Annotated in this window: 19 protein-coding genes; 7 read left to right on the top strand and 12 right to left on the bottom strand. The window is 63.0% G+C overall.

The window, feature by feature from the left end; genetic code table 11:
- Window positions 1-4: 4 nt before the first annotated feature.
- The 12 genes from CK498_RS08905 to erpA all read right to left on the bottom strand — a co-directional run bounded on the left by CK498_RS08905 (window position 5) and on the right by erpA (window position 9,935).
- On the bottom strand, window positions 5-475 hold the full coding sequence (locus CK498_RS08905; RefSeq protein WP_095620517.1) for a F0F1 ATP synthase subunit B: 471 nt from the start codon (window positions 473-475) through the stop codon (window positions 5-7).
- 78 nt (window positions 476-553) lie between these two features.
- Entirely contained in the window at window positions 554-781 is a 228-nt protein-coding gene (gene atpE, locus CK498_RS08910) for a F0F1 ATP synthase subunit C (protein WP_010625958.1), read from the bottom strand.
- Window positions 782-856: 75 nt separating this feature from the next.
- Window positions 857-1,684 (bottom strand): F0F1 ATP synthase subunit A, encoded by an 828-nt coding sequence (gene atpB, locus CK498_RS08915; RefSeq protein ID WP_095620518.1) that lies wholly within the window; start codon window positions 1,682-1,684, stop codon window positions 857-859.
- Window positions 1,685-1,701: 17 nt separating this feature from the next.
- Entirely contained in the window at window positions 1,702-2,094 is a 393-nt protein-coding gene (locus tag CK498_RS08920; RefSeq protein ID WP_095620519.1) for an ATP synthase subunit I, read from the bottom strand.
- A gap of 225 nt (window positions 2,095-2,319) precedes the next feature.
- On the bottom strand, window positions 2,320-3,234 hold the full coding sequence (locus CK498_RS08925) for a ParB/RepB/Spo0J family partition protein (protein ID WP_095620520.1): 915 nt from the start codon (window positions 3,232-3,234) through the stop codon (window positions 2,320-2,322).
- Window positions 3,235-3,267: 33 nt separating this feature from the next.
- Complete coding sequence (locus CK498_RS08930) at window positions 3,268-4,038, bottom strand: ParA family protein (protein ID WP_095620521.1); 771 nt, start codon at window positions 4,036-4,038, stop codon at window positions 3,268-3,270.
- Between the two features lie 40 nt (window positions 4,039-4,078).
- The gene (gene rsmG, locus CK498_RS08935) at window positions 4,079-4,717 is read right to left on the bottom strand and encodes a 16S rRNA (guanine(527)-N(7))-methyltransferase RsmG (RefSeq protein ID WP_095620522.1); all 639 of its coding nucleotides are present in this window, start codon (window positions 4,715-4,717) and stop codon (window positions 4,079-4,081) included.
- Window positions 4,714-6,618: a tRNA uridine-5-carboxymethylaminomethyl(34) synthesis enzyme MnmG gene (gene mnmG / locus CK498_RS08940; RefSeq protein WP_095620523.1), complete on the bottom strand. Its 1,905-nt coding sequence runs from the start codon at window positions 6,616-6,618 to the stop codon at window positions 4,714-4,716. Before mnmG ends, rsmG begins: the two co-directional genes overlap by 4 nt.
- A 544-nt stretch (window positions 6,619-7,162) precedes the next feature.
- Window positions 7,163-7,930 (bottom strand): amino acid ABC transporter ATP-binding protein, encoded by a 768-nt coding sequence (locus CK498_RS08945; protein ID WP_095620524.1) that lies wholly within the window; start codon window positions 7,928-7,930, stop codon window positions 7,163-7,165.
- A 10-nt stretch (window positions 7,931-7,940) separates the two neighbouring features.
- Entirely contained in the window at window positions 7,941-8,612 is a 672-nt protein-coding gene (locus CK498_RS08950) for an amino acid ABC transporter permease (RefSeq protein WP_076749901.1), read from the bottom strand.
- 80 nt (window positions 8,613-8,692) lie between these two features.
- Entirely contained in the window at window positions 8,693-9,478 is a 786-nt protein-coding gene (locus tag CK498_RS08955) for a transporter substrate-binding domain-containing protein (protein ID WP_095620525.1), read from the bottom strand.
- A gap of 103 nt (window positions 9,479-9,581) precedes the next feature.
- Window positions 9,582-9,935 (bottom strand): iron-sulfur cluster insertion protein ErpA, encoded by a 354-nt coding sequence (gene erpA, locus CK498_RS08960; protein ID WP_095620526.1) that lies wholly within the window; start codon window positions 9,933-9,935, stop codon window positions 9,582-9,584.
- A gap of 270 nt (window positions 9,936-10,205) precedes the next feature.
- On the opposite strand from erpA, the gene CK498_RS08965 reads away from it, so the two are divergent.
- From CK498_RS08965 to CK498_RS26155, 7 genes are all read left to right on the top strand, one after another.
- The gene (locus CK498_RS08965; RefSeq protein WP_229359017.1) at window positions 10,206-11,957 is read left to right on the top strand and encodes a chloride channel protein; all 1,752 of its coding nucleotides are present in this window, start codon (window positions 10,206-10,208) and stop codon (window positions 11,955-11,957) included.
- A gap of 36 nt (window positions 11,958-11,993) precedes the next feature.
- Window positions 11,994-12,425 (top strand): protoporphyrinogen oxidase HemJ, encoded by a 432-nt coding sequence (gene hemJ, locus CK498_RS08970; RefSeq protein ID WP_095620528.1) that lies wholly within the window; start codon window positions 11,994-11,996, stop codon window positions 12,423-12,425.
- Entirely contained in the window at window positions 12,425-13,285 is an 861-nt protein-coding gene (thiD, locus tag CK498_RS08975) for a bifunctional hydroxymethylpyrimidine kinase/phosphomethylpyrimidine kinase (protein WP_095620529.1), read from the top strand. The genes hemJ and thiD overlap by 1 nt, the downstream gene beginning before the upstream one ends.
- Complete coding sequence (thiE, locus tag CK498_RS08980; protein ID WP_229359018.1) at window positions 13,275-13,937, top strand: thiamine phosphate synthase; 663 nt, start codon at window positions 13,275-13,277, stop codon at window positions 13,935-13,937. The genes thiD and thiE overlap by 11 nt, the downstream gene beginning before the upstream one ends.
- Before the next feature lie 84 nt (window positions 13,938-14,021).
- Window positions 14,022-15,314, top strand: a complete 1,293-nt coding sequence (hemL, locus tag CK498_RS08985; RefSeq protein WP_095620530.1) for a glutamate-1-semialdehyde 2,1-aminomutase — start codon at window positions 14,022-14,024, stop codon at window positions 15,312-15,314.
- 31 nt (window positions 15,315-15,345) lie between these two features.
- Window positions 15,346-16,917 (top strand): bifunctional aminoglycoside phosphotransferase/ATP-binding protein, encoded by a 1,572-nt coding sequence (locus CK498_RS08990; RefSeq protein WP_095620531.1) that lies wholly within the window; start codon window positions 15,346-15,348, stop codon window positions 16,915-16,917.
- A gap of 388 nt (window positions 16,918-17,305) precedes the next feature.
- Window positions 17,306-18,472 carry a hypothetical protein gene (locus CK498_RS26155; protein WP_176475755.1) on the top strand — a complete coding sequence of 389 codons (1,167 nt, stop codon included), beginning with the start codon at window positions 17,306-17,308 and terminating at the stop codon, window positions 18,470-18,472.
- The last annotated feature ends 16 nt before the right edge of the window (window positions 18,473-18,488 follow it).

The raw sequence follows: 18,488 nt of genomic DNA on the forward strand, positions 1-18,488 counted from the left end.
CTCCTCACAGTTCGGCAGCGAGCTTGTCGAGCATCTCGCGGTGCGCTTTCTCGTCGATGGAGGACTCCAGAACACGCTCGGCGCCGATCAGGGCCAGCGTGGCGACTTGAGCACGCAGCTCATCCTTCACGCGATTGACCTCTTGATCGATTTCGGCGCGGGCGCTGGCAACCAGGCGTTCACCTTCGCTGCGGGCCTGCTCGCGCGCTTCTTCCACCATCTGCGTGGAGCGCTTGTGCGCCTGCTCGAGAATCTCGGAGGCCTGCTCCTTGCTCTCGCGGAGGGTCTGCTCGGCACGCTCCTGGGCAAGCTCCAGGTCACGCGAAGCGCGGCTGGCCGCATCGAGGCCGTCGGCGATCTTCTTCTGGCGCTCGTGGAGCGCCTGGCTGATCGGCGGCCACACATACTTTATGCAAAACCAGACAAAGATCGCGAAGGCGATCGTCTGCCCGATAAGCGTCATGTTGATATTCACAGGATGATACCTCTGACGGTTTCGTGGCGACCGGAAACAAGCACGCCGAGCGCATCACGCGCTCGGCACGACGACTCGTTACCCGGCAACGACGAAGATCAGGTACATCGCGATACCCACACCGATCATCGGCACGGCGTCGAGCAGGCCGGCCATGATGAAGGTACGGGTCTGCAGCTGGTCGCCCAGCTCTGGCTGGCGTGCGGTCGATTCGAGCAGCTTGCCGCCCAGCATGGCGAAGCCAATGCCAGTGGCCAGGGCGCTGACGCTGATAATGATGGCCGCAGCAAGGTAAACGATTTCCATGGTAGTGCTCCTAAGTTCAAGTTGAGGTCAGGTTTAAAGTTACCGCGTTTGCAATCGTTGCTAGGTTCATGATGCTTAATGATGCTCGTGCGCCGCACTCAGGTACACGATCGACAGGGTCGTGAAGATGAATGCCTGCAGCGATACCACCAGAATGTGGAAAATGGCCCACGGCACGTCCAGCAGCCAGATCGCCCAGAACGGCAGCAGGGCGATAAGGATGAAGATCACTTCACCGGCGAACATGTTGCCGAACAGACGCAGCCCCAGGCTGATCGGCTTGACTATCAAGCCAACCACTTCCAGAACCAGATTGAAGGGGATCAGCAGCCAGTGGTTGAACGGCGTCAGTGACAGCTCCTTGGCGAAGCCACCAGCGCCCTTGACCTTGATGCTGTAGTAAATGATCAAGCAAAACACCCCGAAGGCCATTCCCAGGGTGGCATTGACGTCGGTGGTGGGCACGATCTTCATGTATTCGACGCCGAGGCGGCCGAACATCTCGGGCAGATAGTCGACTGGAATCAGTTTGAGGCTGTTCATCAGCAGGATCCACATGAACAGCGTCAGCGCCAGCGGCGCGATATGGGAGTTCTTGCCGTGGAAGGTCGAGCGGGTCAGATTCTCGATGAACTCGATGACCATCTCGGCAGCATTTTGCAGACCGCCTGGCACCCCGGTGGTCGCCATGCGCCCGGCCTTGCGGAACACCCAGATGAACAGCGCGCCCATGGCGATCGACCAGCCCATGGTATCTACGTGAATGGCCCAGAAGCCCATTTCGGTGGCTTCCGTGGAATTGCTGGCCCATGACCAGCCGTTGTCCGGGTGCTTGCCGAAGGTCAGATTCTGGAGGTGGTGCTGTATGTAATAGATGGCGGATATTTCGTTATCTGCTGCCATACGCTGCTTACCTCAGGTCAGGGGGTCGGCCGGTCACGCAATAGCCAGGGAGTCAGCCAGTGCACGCTCTGGGCCGCCACATAGGCGATAAAGAAGAAAGTCGGGTTTGAAGGGGGCACTGACACGAACACCACCACGAACAGTGCTACCGTCAAACCGAACTTGCCGACCGCTGCTTGATAGAAATTGGCCACGCTGATGCGAGGCCGGCGTCCGCCGCGCACCTGCAACCCACGCCACAGAAAGTACAGCGTCGGCAGCAGCGCAACCCCTGTACCCAGCAGCACGCTGTACATTGCGCCAGGCCCGGCACTCAGCAGCGCCAGCAGGCCTAGCACTAGCGCCGACATCAGCTGCGCCAGCGGCAGACGCTGCCATGACAATCCTCTACGACGGGCGCTTACGTGCATTCGATACCTCGTTGCGACGCTCGGCGCAGTGACAATGACCAACCAGCGCGGCAGCGTGTTACGCCCATCCTTAAAGCAAACAACCGCGGATTATAGGGAAGCCCCCTACCACCTTCAACCGAGAGCGCGGCGATTTTGCGCGATATGACGCCGGCTTAGGACCAATGGGGGAGACTCAGCAGGTAAAACCCATTAGCGTGCTAATTTGATAAGCGTGCCTTGCGCTCAGCGGATATGCTCGAGAATGCCGTCCAGCTCGTCGAGGCTGGCGTAGCGAATGGTCAGTCGTCCCTTGCCGCCGCGGCCGTGCTGAATCTTGACCGGCGCCCCCAGCAGATCACCAAGCCGCGTTTCGAGACGCGCCACGTCGGGACTCGGAGCGGGTTTATCGGCCTTCTTGGGCTCGCCGGCAGCGATACGCTTGACCAGGGCCTCGGTATCGCGAACCGTAAGATCGCGGTTGACCACCTCGTGGGCGGCACGGCGCTGCTTGGCGCCGCTCAACGACAGCAGTGCCCGGGCGTGGCCCATGTCCAGGTCGCCACGCTCGAGCAGGGTCTGCACTTCCGGGTCGAGGGCCATCAGGCGCAGCAGGTTGGCTACCTGGGCACGCGACTTGCCCACCGCGTCGGCGGTCTGCTGCTGGGTCAGCTCGAACTCTTCCATCAGCCGCTTGAGCGCCATCGCCTCTTCCATCGGATTGAGGTTTTCGCGCTGAATGTTCTCGATCAGCGCCAGCGCCAGCGCAGCCTGATCGCTGACCTCGCGGATCACTGCCGGAATGCTGTCCAGCTCGGCCAGCTGGGCGGCGCGCCAGCGCCGTTCGCCGGCGATGATCTCATAGCGTGCCTCGCCGACCGGCCGTACCACGATGGGCTGCATCACGCCCTGAGCACGGATCGAGTCGGCGAGTTCCTCCAGCGCTTCAGGCTGGATATCGCGGCGCGGCTGATACTTGCCGCGACTCAGCTGTCCCAGCGGCAGGCGCTCGAGGCGCTCCTCCGCGGCCGCCGGTACGGCCTCGGCAGGATCGCTGCCGGCCACGAGGTCGACCTCGACCAGCGGCTCGCCGTCGCGGCGTCTGGCGCCACCGCCGATCAGGGCATCCAGGCCACGTCCCAGGGCACGTTTACGGGTCATCGGCTCTTCCTCACTGGCAGATGGCGATATCGCTTACAGCGACAGTCGACGAATCAGTTCCTTGGCCAGCACCCGGTGGGCCTGGCTGCCACGCGAAAAACGCGCATACTTGGTGACCGGCAGGCCGTGGCTGGGCGCCTCAGCGACCCGCACATTGCGCGGAATGGTGGTCTTGAGCAGGGTGTCACCGAAGTAGTCACGCAGCTGCTTGCTGATATCGCGGGTCAAGCTGTTACGCGAATCGAACATGGTGCGCACGATGCCCAGGATCTCGAGATCGGGGTTCACGCTGTCCTTGATCTGCTCGACGGTATCGAGCAGCGCCGAAAGCCCTTCAAGGGCGTAAAACTCGCACTGCAGCGGAATCAACAGCCCATCCGCCGCGGTCAACGCATTGACGGTGAGCATATTGAGCGATGGCGGGCAGTCGATCAGCACCACGTCGTACTCGGCGGCCAGCTCGCGTATGGCGTCGAGCAGGCAGCGCTCACGCCCCTGGTCGCGGTCGAGCAGGTCGACCTCGGCAGCGGTCAAGTCGCCGTTGCCGGGCAGCAGCGCATAGCCGGCCTGCGGGCAGTCGAGAATCACCTCGGTGGCGCGCTTGTCCCCCATCAGCACGTCGAGCACGCTGCCGTCGAGCTCATGCTTGTCGATACCGCTGCCCATGGTGGCATGCCCCTGGGGATCGAGATCGATCAGCAGCACGCGTCGATCCAGCGCCGCCAGGCTGGCGGCAAGATTGACGGCGGTGGTGGTCTTGCCCACGCCACCCTTCTGATTGGTCAAGGCGATGATCTTGGTCACGAGCGACTTCCTTCCTTGTGCCGGCCTGCCGGGGGCAGACCTAGGTGAGCGCGTGGCGTTCGAGTACCAGCAGCTGTCGCTGAGCGCTCTCGAAGGGGACCTGCAGCGCATGGCGACGACGCAGTATGACGCCCGACGGCAGTCCTGCCAGTTCGTCGTCGGCACCGGGCCCTTTCATCGCCAGCCACTGCCCCGCAGGGGCAAGCAGATGATCGCTCAGCGCCACGAAATCCTCGAGGCTGGCGAAGGCGCGTGAAATCACCTGGTCGAAGGGCTGTGCCTCGAGCGCTTCTACCCGCGCCTGAATCGGCGTCACGTTGTCGAGTCCCAATTCCAGCACAGCCTGGCGTTGAAAGCGTACTTTCTTGCCATTGCTGTCGAGCAGGCTGACCTGAAGCCGAGGCGCCAGGATCGCCAATACCAGCCCGGGAAACCCCGGGCCAGCGCCCACGTCGAGCAGCCTCGGGCCGCCGACGAAGGGTAGTACCGCGGCGCTGTCGAGCAGGTGACGAGGCACCATTTCCTCCAGCGAGCGTACCGCGGTGAGGTTATAGGCGCGGTTCCACTTGTGCAACAAGCTGAGCAGGCCGAGGAGCTGCTCACGCTGGGTGTCGTCGGGGATGATCTGGAGTCGTTGGAGCCCTTCGTCCAGCCGAGCAGCAATGCCAGCATCGATCATCCGTTGGCCACCCGCGTGTCGTCGAGCAGGCGGCGTTTCTTGAGATGAACCAGCAGGATCGATACCGCCGCCGGGGTGACGCCGGCGATTCGCCCGGCCTGGGCCAGGGTCTCCGGCCGCGCTGCGCTGAGTTTCTGGCGGATTTCGTGGGATAGCCCTTCGACCTGCTCGAAGTCGAGTTCGGCGGGCAGTGGCGTGGCCTCGTGGCGCTTGAGCTTGTCGATCTCGTGCTGCTGGCGAGCGATGTAGCCCTGATACTTGGCCTGAATCTGGACCTGCTCGGCGACGGCGTCGTCATCGACCGGCTGCCCCTCGATGCCGGGCAGGGAAGCCAGGTCGCGATACTCGAGCTCGGGTCGTTTGAGCAGGTCGAGCAGTGAATACTCATGGGCCAGCGGCTGGCCGGTTTTGTCGGCGATAGCATCGCCGGCGGCGGTGCCCGGTTGTACCCAGCTGGCCTTGAGCCGTGCCTGCTCGCGTTCGACGGCTTCACGCTTGGCGCAGAAAGCCGTCCAGCGGTCATCGTCGACCAGGCCCAAGTCACGGCCGATTTCGGTCAAGCGCAGGTCGGCGTTGTCTTCGCGCAGCAGCAGGCGATACTCGGCGCGTGAGGTAAACATCCGATAGGGTTCCTGGGTGCCCATGGTGATCAGGTCGTCCACCAGCACTCCCAGGTAGGCCTCGTCACGCCGCGGCGACCAGCTGTCTAGCCCCTTGGCACGCCGCGCGGCGTTGAGACCCGCCAGCAGCCCCTGGGCGCCAGCCTCCTCATAGCCGGTAGTGCCATTGATCTGCCCGGCAAAGAACAGGTTGTGGATAAATTTGGTCTCCAGCGAGTGCTTCAGATCACGCGGATCGAAGAAATCGTACTCGATGGCGTAGCCGGGCCGGGTGACATGGGCGTTCTCCAGTCCCTTGATCGAGCGCACTACCTGCAGCTGCACATCGAAGGGCAGCGAGGTGGAGATCCCGTTGGGATAGAGCTCGTGGGTATCCAGGCCCTCGGGTTCGACGAACACCTGATGGCTGGCCTTGTCGGCGAAGCGATGGACCTTGTCCTCGATCGACGGGCAGTAGCGCGGCCCCACGCCTTCGATGACGCCGGAGTACATTGGCGAGCGATCGAGATTGGCGAGGATGATCTCGTGCGTTCGCGCGTTGGTGTGGGCGATATGACAGCTGACCTGGCGCGGGTGCATCCCGCGTTCACCAAGGTAGGACATCACCGGGGTGGGACTGTCGCCGGGCTGCTCCTCGAGCTGGCTGAAATCGACGCTCTTGGCGTCCAACCGCGGCGGTGTGCCGGTTTTCAGCCGTGCCACGTTGAACGGCAGCGCTCGCAGTCGCTCGGCGAGGGCGTTGGACGGCGGGTCACCGGCACGGCCTCCGCGGCTGCGATCGAGGCCGATATGGATCACCCCGCCGAGGAAGGTTCCGGTACACAGCACCACGCTCTCGGCGTGAAAACGGATGCCGGTTTCAGTGACCACGCCGCGTACGCTGTCGCCATCGACGATCAGGTCGCCGGCGGCTTGCTGAAACAGCGTCAGGTTGGGCTGCTGCTCGAGCATTCCGCGAATCGCAGCCTTGTAGCGCACCCGGTCAGCCTGAGCGCGAGTGGCCCGTACCGCCGGCCCCTTGCGTGCATTGAGCACCCGGAACTGGATCCCTCCCCGGTCGGTGGCCAACGCCATGGCACCGCCCAATGCATCGATCTCCTTGACCAAATGGCTCTTGCCGATCCCGCCGATGGCGGGATTGCAGGACATTTGGCCCAGGGTCTCGATGTTATGGGTCAGCAGCAGGGTCTGACAGCCCATGCGAGCGGAGGCCAGAGCGGCTTCGGTTCCCGCATGGCCACCGCCGATGACGATCACGTCAAAGCGGTCGGGGTAATCCACGTTGCACCTCGAATGGCACCACTGGTGCCGAAAAAATGATCAATGCTGGAAATTGGCTGCCCAGTATAAACCTCCTGTGGGTAAGCGTCAGGGGTTTTCCACACCGTCTTGGTCAGTCCTGCCTCACCTGACTAAGACAAGAATAAAAATAAGTAGAGTAAGAAAGAAGTTCTGTTGTTGTGGTAACTACTGGTGTGGACACTTTCTGTGGGTAAGTAGATTTTCCTTTTTTACATCAATGGATTGTAGTGTTGAGGGATTGACGGACAAGAGGCGTATCGGCTGCGGACAGATGGCCGTGAGCCTGTGGACGAAAAGGCGTTTTGTGCACAGCCACAATCGCCCACCGTTTATCCACCGGGCTTGGTGGTGCTTGTCACCGTGACTGCCCACAGTCGGTCAAAAAATCACCAGCACCATGGTGGTGGGGGCTGTAGAGCGATTCGATGGCGGTGGGATTTTTTTTGTCCACAGGCAAAAAAATGCCAAAAAAAAGCCAGTCGATACACGACTGGCCTCTCTCAGTATCCTGGTTGACGCGATATCAGTGTTTGAGAACCCGCGACAGGAAGTTTTGGGTGCGATCATGCTGGGGGCTATCGAATAGCGTTGCGGGAGGCCCCTGTTCGACGATTTCACCGCTGTGGATGTAGACCACGCGATCGGCGACTTCGCGGGCGAAGCCCATCTCGTGGGTGACGATCATCATCGTCATGCCTTCCCTGGCCAGCTCGCGCATGGCATCGAGGACCTCACCGATCATCTCCGGATCCAGCGCCGATGTCGGCTCGTCGAACAGCATCAGCCGAGGCTCCATGGCCAATGCTCGGGCCAAGGCGACGCGCTGCTGCTGGCCGCCGGAGAGCTGGCTGGGGTACTTGTCGGCCTGGTCGCTGATACCGACTCGCTCGAGCAGACGCTCGGCGGTGCTTGCTGCCTGCTGCCTGCTGACGCCGCGAACCTTGAGTGGTGCCAGGGTGATGTTGTCGCGCACGCTGAGGTGCGGAAACAGGTTGAATTGCTGGAAAACCATGCCGACTTCGGTACGAATGGTCTGTAGTGCTTTGCTGCTCTTGCCGTGCGGGGTCAAGGCGTTGCCGTCTACCTCGATATGACCGGCCTGAAACTCTTCGAGGCCGTTGATGCAGCGGATCAGCGTCGACTTGCCGGAGCCGCTGGCACCGATGATTACCACCACTTCACCGGGGGCGACGCTGAGCTCGATGTCCTTGAGGACGTGCAGGCTGCCGAAGTGCTTGTTGACCTGCTGCATATGGACGATGGGCTGGGCGGCGGGGGATTGGGTTGTCATGGATAGCTCCTTATTGTCCGACCAGGCCGCGGCGCTCCAACTGGCGCAGGATCAGCGATAGCGTCCAGGTAATCGCCAGGTACATCAGCGCGACCATGAAGTAGACCTCCAGAGCGGTGAAGGTGGTGGCGATGTAGATCTGTCCCTGGCGCACCAGCTCACCGACGCCGATCACCGAGAATAGCGAGGTGTCCTTGATGCTGATGATGCCCTGGTTGCCCAGCGGGGGAATCATGCGCCGAAACGCCTGGGGCCAGATGATGTAGCGAAATGACTGGGTGCGCGACAGGCCCAGCGACAGCGAGGCCTCGCGCTGGCCGCGTTCGATGGACTGTACGCCGCCGCGCACGATCTCCGATATATAGGCGCCGGAGTTGATGGCGATGGCGGCAATGCCGGCGACCAACGCGTTGATCGGCCCGCCGAGCAGCTGCGGCAGGCCGTAGAAGATGAATAGCACCTGCACCAGGATCGGGGTGCCGCGAAACACCTCGATATAGAAGATCGCTGGCCAGCGCAGCCAGCGCAGCGGGCTGATGCGCAGCAGGCCGAAGAAGATGCCGATGAAGAAGCCGATGGCCAGTCCGCCGAAGGAGATCAGCAGCGTATAGGGGATCCCCGGCAGCAGATAGGGAATCGAGGCGAACGCCGCCGACCAGTTGAATTGAAAGGTCAGGTCCACGTCAGGGTCTCCCGTTGAGGACAGGCAGTAGAACGTCGACGGGGCCGGGCGGTCCCGGCCCCGTCAGGCTGGTGGGAGAATCAGTCGGCGTCGGGGGATTCGCCGAACCACTCTTGATAGATGGCGTCGTAGGTGCCGTCTTCGCGCATCTCGGCCAGCGCCTGATTGGCGGGTTCGACCCACTCGCTGCCCTGGTGGAAGACGATGCCGTACTGCTGGCCTTCGTAGAGCGGTCCTACCACCTTGGTACGGCCTTCGCCGCGGGTCTGGGAGAAGTAGGCGACGTTGGGCGCATCGTAGAAGGCGGCATCGACGTTGCCGCCGAGCAGTGCCATGTACATGTCGCTATTGCCTGGGTAGGGCGTGATATCGGCACTGTCGCCGAGGGTTTCCTGCAGATAGTCGTAGCTGGTGGAGCCGATCCGGGTGGCGATGCTCTTGCCTTCGAGATCCTCGATGGTCTCGACGTCATCGTTGTCGGCGCGGACGATGATCTGCAGGCCGCTATCGTAGTAGGGGTCGGAGAAATCGACGATCTCGGCGCGTTCTTCGGTGATCGTCACCCCGGCAATGGCGATCTCCTGGTTACCGGTCTGCACGGCGGGGATGATGCCGGCAAACTCCATGGTGGTGAGGTTGATCTCGAACCCGGCGCGCTCGGCAACCTCGTTGATGATGTCCATGTCGAAGCCGATCATCTCGCCGGTATCCGGATCCATCATTTCGAAGGGCACGAAGCTTGGGTCGGTGACCACGTCGACGCTTGGCAGGTCGGCGAAGGCGGCGCCGGAAACACCGAGTCCCAAGGCGACAGCTGCGCTTAGCGCGGTACGGGAGAGGTAGCGATCTAGCGAATTACGGTGCATAGGGTTCCCCATTGTAGAACGATTATTTATGGAACTCACCGTCAAACCATGGCGAGATAATGGGGAAGCGTCAAGCTACGGTAGATCGTGCTGAGCGGCTGGCTCAGACCATGAAGGAGGCGCCGCAGCCGCAGGTCGTGGTGGCATTGGGATTCTGGATCACGAAGCGGGCACCGGCCAGGCCGCGTTCGAAGTCGATGGTGGAGCCGACCAGGTACTGATAGGAGAGTGGGTCGACGATCATTGCCACGTCGTCGTAGTCGATCAGGGTGTCGTCGTCGGCAACGCTATCGGCGAAATCGAAGCCGTACTGGAAACCCGAGCAGCCGCCGCCCGTCACGTAGACGCGCAGCTTGAGCGTCGGGTTGCCCTCTTCGCGAATCAGCTCACGCAGGCGTGCCTGGGCGCTGTCGCTGAGAAACATCGGGCGCGGAACGAAGGATTCGGCACTGCTCATGGATGAGCTCCTGAGCCATGGGTGGATAAAATTACCAGACAGCCACCCATTATCGGCAATCCCTAGCAAAAGGGTCAACTTCTCACGCGTGGCGGGCAGGCTATCGCAGCTCTTTGGCTTGCTCCCGGCGTCCTTCGCATAGGGGTAACTGCGATCGCCTTGGCGTGGTGGAGGCTTGGCGTTGCGCTCGGCTATTGTATGCTGAAGACATCCACCAGATGTCAGTGGCCGCAGCGATGGGCTACTCGACCCGCCGACAGGAGTCAGCCTTTGCCGCGCCTGCGTTTGCCCGATCTGAGCCTCGAGCGTTTCCGACGTCAATTGGCCAATGTCGACGCGCTGCCCCAGTTGTGCGTGCTGGGGCTGGTTGCGGGGGTGGTCACCGGTGCGCTGATGGTCGGCTTTCGCTTGCTGCTCGACCTGGGTGGGCTGGTCTTGATGCCCGGCGGCGACCATGAAGCCTTCGAGGCGCTGCCGCCCTGGGCGCGGGGGCTACTGCCGCTGCTGGCGGTGACGTTGATCGGCCTGTGGCTGGGCCGTCAGCCACTGACGGCGCGCAAGCTCGGCGTCGGCCATGTGATCGAGCGCCTCACCTACCACCAGGGACGCTTTCCGCTGCGCAATTGGCTGAACCAGTGGTGGGTGGGAATCGTCGCGGTGCTCGGCGGGCTCTCCGCCGGCCGTGAAGGCCCGGCCATTCATCTCGGCGCGGCGGCCTCCAGTGGTATCGGCCAGCAGCTGCGTCTGCCGCATAACAGCCTGCGGGTGCTGGTCGCCTGCGGCACCGCGGCGGGCATCTCGGCGTCGTTCAATACGCCGATTGCCGGGGTCATCTTCGCCATGGAGGTGGTGATGATGGAGTACACCATTGCCGGCTTCATGCCGGTGATCCTGGCCTCGACCATGGGCGCGCTGATTGCGCAGTTGGTGTATGGCTCGGAGCCAGCCTTCCAGGTGCCAAGCGTAACCCTGGATTCGCTGTTCAATCTGCCCTGGATCGTAGTCACGGCGGTGGGCATCGGACTGCTGGCCGGGTTGTTCATCCACGTCGCGCGCAGCGGAGAGTTTCTCGCACGGTGGCCCTGGTGGCAGCGACTGACGGCGGTGGGGGTGATGACCGGCGGTGTAGCGATGTGGTACCCGGAGGTGCAGGGTATCGGCTATGACAGCCTCGAGGCCGCACTCAACGGCAACCTGGCGGTGGACGTGCTGCTGGCGCTGGTACTGGCCAAGCTGATATTGACGGCTTTCACCGTGGCCTGCGGCGTGCCGATTGGCATCATCGGACCAGTGCTGGTGGTGGGCGCTGCCGCCGGCGCCTTGAGCGGTATGCTCGGCCACTGGCTGTGGCCAGGGACCTCCGCCGACCCGGCGCTATATGCCATGCTGGGCATGGCGGCAATGATGGGTGCCGTGCTGCAGGCGCCGCTGGCGGCGCTGATGGCCCTACTCGAGCTGACCCACAACCCCAATATCATCCTGCCGGGGATGCTGGCGGTGGTGGTCTCGGGGCTGACCGCCCGCCAGCTGTGTCGCTGCGACGGCTTCTTCATCGCCGTGACTCGCCACGGCTTGCATCCGCTGCAGCAGCCGCTGATGCAGGCGCTGTCGCGGGTCTCGGTGCCGGCGGTGATGGAGCGCAACGTGGCCACCACGCTGCGCTGGGTCGGGCGCGACGAGGCACGCATGCTACTCGCCGGCAAGCCGCTATGGCTGGTGATCCGGCGCTCCAGCGACGACAAGCCGACCCTGGCACTCAAGGCTGCCGACCTGGCCCGGGCGATGAACGACGATACGCTGTGGAACGCCGAGCAGCGGCTCGATCTGCTGGAAGTACCGGGCCAGCGCCTGGAAATGGCAGCGATTCATCTCCAGGCCACGCTCAGCGAGGCCTTCGACCTGCTCAACGACCACTCGGTGGATGCCCTCTACGTCGAGAGCAACCGACGGCCGAAGGGGCCGCGAATTTCCGGTATCATCACTCGCGACGCCATCGAAACCTACTATCGCTATCGTCGCTGAGCGCTGCGGCGAGGCGTTCCTGTCCAAGGAGCCGGCATGTATCTGTGGATCAAGGCACTGCACCTGATCGCCATCGTCACTTGGTTTGCGGCGATGTTCTATCTGCCGCGACTGTTCGTCTATCACGCCGTGGCACGGGACAAGGGCGACCAGCAGGCCATCGACTATTTCCTGATCATGGAGCGCAAGCTCTACCGTGGCATCATGCTGCCGTCGATGATCGCCGTGCTGGGCTTCGGCATCTGGTTGCTGGCCCTGGTACCGGCGTGGATGGGCCAGGGGTGGATGCACGTCAAGCTGCTGCTGGTGGTACTGCTGGTCGGCTATCACCATGTGTGCCTTATATATATGAAGCAGCTTGCCGCGGCGCGCTGCGAAAAGTCCCATGTGTTCTTTCGCTGGTTCAATGAGGCGCCGGTGATCGCGCTGCTGATCATCGTGGTGTTGGCCGTGGTCAAGCCGTTTTAATGGATACGACTCATGCGCCGCGAGTAGCCAACCGCCAACTGCCGGCAGTGCTGGTAATGGCCGGTCACGATCCTACCGGTGGTGCCGGGCTGGTTGCCGATGCCGAAGCGATCAGCGCCTGTGGCGCCTGGCCGCTGACGATTGCCACCGCGTTGACGGTGCAGAGCAGCGCCGACGTTACGACGGTGATGCCCTGCGACCCGGATGCCATGCGCAACATGGCCGCAGCACTCGATGAATTCTCGGTGGCGGCGATCAAGGTTGGCCTGGTGGCGAGCCTCGAGAGCCTCGATGCAGTGGTGGATATCGTGCGCCGCTACCCTGGCGTGCCGCTGGTCATGGACCCGGTACTCAAGGCCGGCGGTGGTCGCGAGCTTTCCAGCCTGGAACTGCGCGATGCGTTCCGCGAGCGGCTACTGCCGCTGGTGGATATCATTACCCCCAATCGCTCCGAACTCGCGCGCCTGGCCAGTGACGACTTGCTCAGCGATACCGACCGTGCCATCGAGCTGCTGTCGCTGGGCTGCCAGGCGGTGCTGGTCACCGCCACCGACGATCCGCTGCCTGGCAGCGACCGGCGCCAGGTTATCCACACCCTGCATACCCCGGACGAGGGGCGCCAGTGGCACTGGCCGCGATTGCCGGGACGCTTCCACGGTTCCGGCTGTACCCTGGCTGCGGCGCTGGCGGCGCGACTGGCCTGCGGCGAGCGGCTGATGCCGGCCTGCGAGCAGGCCCAGCGCTATACTTGGGAGAGCCTCGAACACGCTTGGTTGCCTGCCCCACAACGCCCTGAGGGCCAGGCGCTGCCGCGTCGGCTATGGCGCCATCCGGCCTGGAGTGATCGATATGACGACTGATTCGATGGCCTGGCAGCGCGGCCTCTACGCGATCACCGATGCTGCCCTGCTGCCCGATGATCGCACCCTGCTGAACGCCTGCGATGCCGCCTTGCGCGGTGGGCTGGCGCTGTTGCAGTATCGAGACAAGTCCAGCGATGATGCGCGTCGCTGGCGCCAGGCTGCGGCGCTGGCCAGCCTGTGCCAGGCACATGCGGTGCCGTTGATCATCAACGATGACACTGGCTTGGCCCTGAGGCTGCGCGATGCTGGCTTCGCGGGCGTGGGTTTGCACCTGGGACAGAGCGACGGTGAACTGGCTGAGGCCAGGCAGCGGCTGGGAGGCGAAGCGCTGATCGGCGCCACCTGCCACGCGAGCCTTGAGCTTGCCGAGCGGGCCAGGGGCGAGGGGGCCAGCTATGTCGCCTTCGGGCGCTTTTTTACCTCGCGCACCAAGCCCGATGCGCCGCCAGCACCGCTGGCACTGCTGGCCCAGGCTGCCGATCTGGGGCTGCCGCGGGTGGCGATCGGTGGCATCGACGAACACTCCGCTGCCAGCGCGCGGCGCGCCGGCGCCGATCTGCTCGCCAGCGTCGAGGCGGTGTTCGGTGGCAGCGACGTCGAGGCCAGGGTGCGTCGGCTGAACCGGCAGCTCGCCGCGTTATCGCCGTAAGATTATCCACAGGTAGTGCAGAGAGAGTTATCCGCACTGTCCAGAGAGTTATCCACAGACACTTTTGACTGCCGAGAGATTGCCATGACCACTTCTGCCGAGCTCTTCGAACGGGCCTGTCGCCACATCCCCGGTGGCGTCAATTCACCGGTGCGCGCCTTCAAGGGACTGCATCGGCCGCCGGTGTTCATCGAGCGCGCTCAGGGCGCCTACCTGTTCGACGTCGAAGGCCAGCGCTACGTCGACTATGTCGGCTCCTGGGGGCCGATGATCACCGGCCATGCCGACCCAGAAGTGCTGGGCGCGGTGCGTGACAAGCTCGACCACGGCCTCTCCTTCGGCACGCCTACCGCCATCGAAACCAGCATGGCAGAGCTGATCTGCGAGATCATTCCCAGCATCGAGCTGGTACGCATGGTCAACTCGGGGACCGAGGCCACCATGTCGGCGATTCGCCTGGCGCGCGGCTTCACCGGCCGCGACAAGATCGTCAAGTTCGAGGGTAACTATCACGGTCACTCCGATTCGCTGCTGGTCAAGGCCGGCTCCGGCGCGTTGACCCACGGCGAGCCGAGCTCCCCCGGGGTACCGGCGGCGCTGGCCGAACACACCGTGACCCTGCCCCACAACGACCTCGATGCGCTGGAGGCCTGCTTCGAGGAGATCGGCGACCAGGTGGCCTGCATCATCGTCGAGCCGGTGGCCGGCAACATGAACTGCATACCGCCGCAGCCGGGGTTCCTCGAGGGGCTGCGTCGGGTCTGCGACCAGCACGCTAGCGTACTGATCTTCGATGAAGTGATGACCGGGTTTCGCGTGGCGCTGGGCGGTGCCCAGGCCCACTACGGGGTGACCCCCGACCTGACCTGCCTGGGCAAGATCGTCGGCGGTGGCATGCCGGTGGGTGCCTTCGGCGGCAAGCGCGAGATCATGTCGCACATTTCACCGCTGGGACCGGTCTATCAGGCCGGTACCCTGGCTGGCAATCCGCTGGCCATGGCCGCCGGCATCGCGCTACTCACCAAGCTGCGCGAACCGGGGTTTCACGACGCCCTGGCGCAGCGTGTCGAGACCCTGTGCAGCGGGCTCGAGGCTCGCGCCGAGGCCGCTGGTGTAGCGATGATCACCCAGCGTGCCGGAGGCATGTTCGGGGTCTTCTTCACCGGCCAGTCGCGGGTCGATAACTTCGCCCAGGCGACGGCCTGCGATGCCGATGCCTTCCGCCGCTTCTTCTCGGCGATGCTCGATGAGGGCGTCTATCTGGCGCCATCCGCTTACGAAGCCGGTTTCATGTCGAGTGCGCATACCGCGGAGGACATCCAGGCGACGCTGGATGCCGCCGAGCGTGCATTTGCGCTCATGGCACGGACCTCCTGACCCTTGAGGTCTTGTATCGAGAGGATCCAGGGTGAGTGAAACGCTGATCGAGGCGCTCAGGTCGCCGAGTGGTTATGACCACCCCGTGGCTGCGGTGGAGGTCCACGAGACGCATATCTCGTGGATTCTGCTGACCGGCGAGTTTGCCTACAAGATCAAGAAGCCGCTCGATTTCGGCAGCTTCCTGGACTTCTCCACGCTGGCCAAGCGGCGCGCGCTGTGTGAACAGGAGGTGCGTCTCAATCGTCGTCTGGCGCCCAACCTCTACGTTGCCGCGGTGCCGATTTCCGGGTCTCCCGAGGCCCCACGCATCAATGACCCCAGCGCGCCCTTCGAGTACGCCGTGAAGATGCGCCAGTTCAGCAATCGTCTGCTGTTCAGCCATCTGCAGGCCAGCGGTGAGCTCTCCCAGGAGCTGATCGACGACCTGATCGATCAACTGGTCGTCTTTCACGAACGGGCCGCCCCGGTGGCGGCGGATAGCCTGCTTGGCAGCGCCGCGTCGACCGCGTCGATCATGACGCGGGAGTTCGAGCTGATTCGCGAGCGCCTCGACGATGGTGACGACCTGGCGTCTCTGGCGTCTCTCGAGACGTTGGCCAATGAGGCTTTCGGCCGGCTGCAGGAGGTATTCACGGCACGCCACCGCGACGGCTTCGTGCGCGAGACCCATGGCGATATCCACCTCGGCAATGCGGTCCATCACGAGGGCCGCGCGCTGCTGTTTGACGGCATCGAGTTCAACGACGAGCTGCGCTGGAACGACGTGGCCTGCGACCTGGCATTCCTGCTGATGGATCTCGAGGCGCGCGGTGAAGAGCCCCTCGCCCGGCATGCGCTGAACCGCTACCTGGAACTCTCCGGCGACTATGGGCTGGCACGGGTGCTCGCCTACTACAAGCTCTACCGTGCGCTGGTCATGGCTAAGGTGTCGGCGATTCGCTATCGCCAGTCAGGCGACCCGGATGAGCAGCAGCAGGCACTGATGGAGTGTCGCCGCTATCTGCGTCTGGCTGACGGCTATGCCCGCTTTCGCTTTCCTTATCTGCTGATTGGCGTCGGGGTATCGGGGAGCGGCAAGAGCCGCTTCACCGGCGAGGTCATTCGCTGGCTGGGTGGTGTACGGCTGCGATCCGACGTCGAGCGCAAGCGACTGTTCGGATTTCATCCACAGGCGGATAGTCGGCAACAGGGTGTGGATATCTATACTCCAGCAGCCACACAGCGCACCTACCGGCGACTTGCCAAGCTCGTCGGCCTATTGCTGGAGTCGGGGCTTCCGGTGTGCATCGATGCCACCTGCCTGAGACGTTGGCAGCGCGACATGCTCGGCTGGGAAGCGGAAGGCCGCGGCCTGCCGCTATTGACGGTGAGCTTCGAGGCCGACGAAGCGACACTGCGGCGACGTATTGAAAAGCGTGCTCGACGCGGTGGCGATCCGTCGGAAGCGAGCCTTGCCGTGCTCGAGCGCCAGCTGGCCAGTCTGGAGCCGTTTGGTGATGACGAGCGTCGCCACCTGATTCATCTCGATACCACCGCCGACGATGCTACCGAGACCCTGGTGAGCTTGATCCAGGCCAAGGTTGGCGTGCTGGAAGGCTGACGATGTTGCATCGTTAATCGCCTGATTTGTGGCAATTATGTCGAAGTGTATCGACTCTGATACGTTGTCAACTGTGCTAACTCTCTGTGGAAAAAGAGCTTTTACTCTTATCCTCTATGTTCGGCGGTGAAGTGTAAACCTATTGAGTGTTTTGCCGCCGATTATAGCCCCCAAAGTTCCTATATCACCCTCATGACTCGCCTTGGCTGTCTCCCCATGGCCTTGATATCAAAGTATATTTCAAATTGTAAAGTTATGTGGCACATATCGTGCAGTTTGTTTATCGATCGCCAGGTTCGGCGTGCGATGGCATGTCCTGTGAGGCTCCTATCCACCCGGCCGCGTGATCACAGGAAACAATAAATCATGCATGGTATGGAGAAGGATCATGAAATATTACGTGATTGCGGGAACATCAATGCTGGCATTGGCGATGGCAATTTCCACTGCACATGCCAACCCTAGCGCCGGTGTGGCTGACAAAGTGGATCAAGAGGTCAAGTCCACGGCGATGGCTGTGGGGGGAAATAGCGGTAATGCTAACGGTGGAGACGGTGGTGCCGGTGGTAGTGGCAGTAGCACCGCCAACTCCGGTGCGTTCAATGCTTTCGAGAAGATTGATGACGACGACAACGGCTTTAGCGCCAATAGCTCGGCTACCAGCGGTGCGGGTACCGGCGGTGCGGGCGGCATGGGTGGCGCGGGTGGTACCTCTGGCGCCGGTGGCGATGCCTGGGCGATGAGCGAATCCTACAACACCTCGACCAGCGTGATCGCTTTGCAGGAACTGCAGTCGACCGTTACCGGCTCACGTATTTATATCAATGCGGGTGATGGTGCAGTGGGTGCGGTAGGTGGTGACGGCGGCGATGCCCTTGCGGTAACCGCTGCACTGGGTCAAGGCGGCAATGGCGGCAGTGGCTACGGCGGTGACGGTGGCGAAGCCGATGCCAATGCCGGTAACGGCGATGATGGCGGTGATGGTCTCGGCCTCGGTCTCGGCCTCGGTCTCGGCGCCGGGCAGGGTGGAAACGGCAACGCCAAGAATGACGACACCTCGGCAGCCGGTGGCACCGCGCTGGGACTCGCGGCCAATATTGCCGACGACTTCGAGGACGACAATACCAACACTGCAACCAATGGAGACACCAGTAATGGTGACGCCATGGCCAGTGCTGCGGTTAATGGCGGCACCGGTGGCGCAGGATCAGGTAGTGGCACCGGCAGCGGCACCGGCAGCGGTACCGGTGGTGCAGGGGGCAGCGGTGGCGATGCCTTGGCCCAGGGCGGTGCGGGTGGTAATGGCAACGGTGGCGGCGGTGGTGGTGCAACCTCCACCAGCGGCGATGCCATGGCCCAGGCCGGCAGCGGTGGCAACGGCGGCAACGGCGGCAATGGCGGTGCAGCCAGCCTGGTTACCGGTACTGCGAGCATGGCAGCAGGCGCCGGCACCTTTGGCGGGATCGCCAACATGAACCTGTCGACCGGGATCTACAACTCCCAGCTGGCAGCCACCAACGTTGCAGCCCACAGCAACGTGAATATCGGCAACTGAGTGCGTCCGATGGGCT

Origin of the sequence: Halomonas salipaludis (assembly GCF_002286975.1) — a bacterium.
Taxonomy (GTDB): domain Bacteria; phylum Pseudomonadota; class Gammaproteobacteria; order Pseudomonadales; family Halomonadaceae; genus Franzmannia; species Franzmannia salipaludis.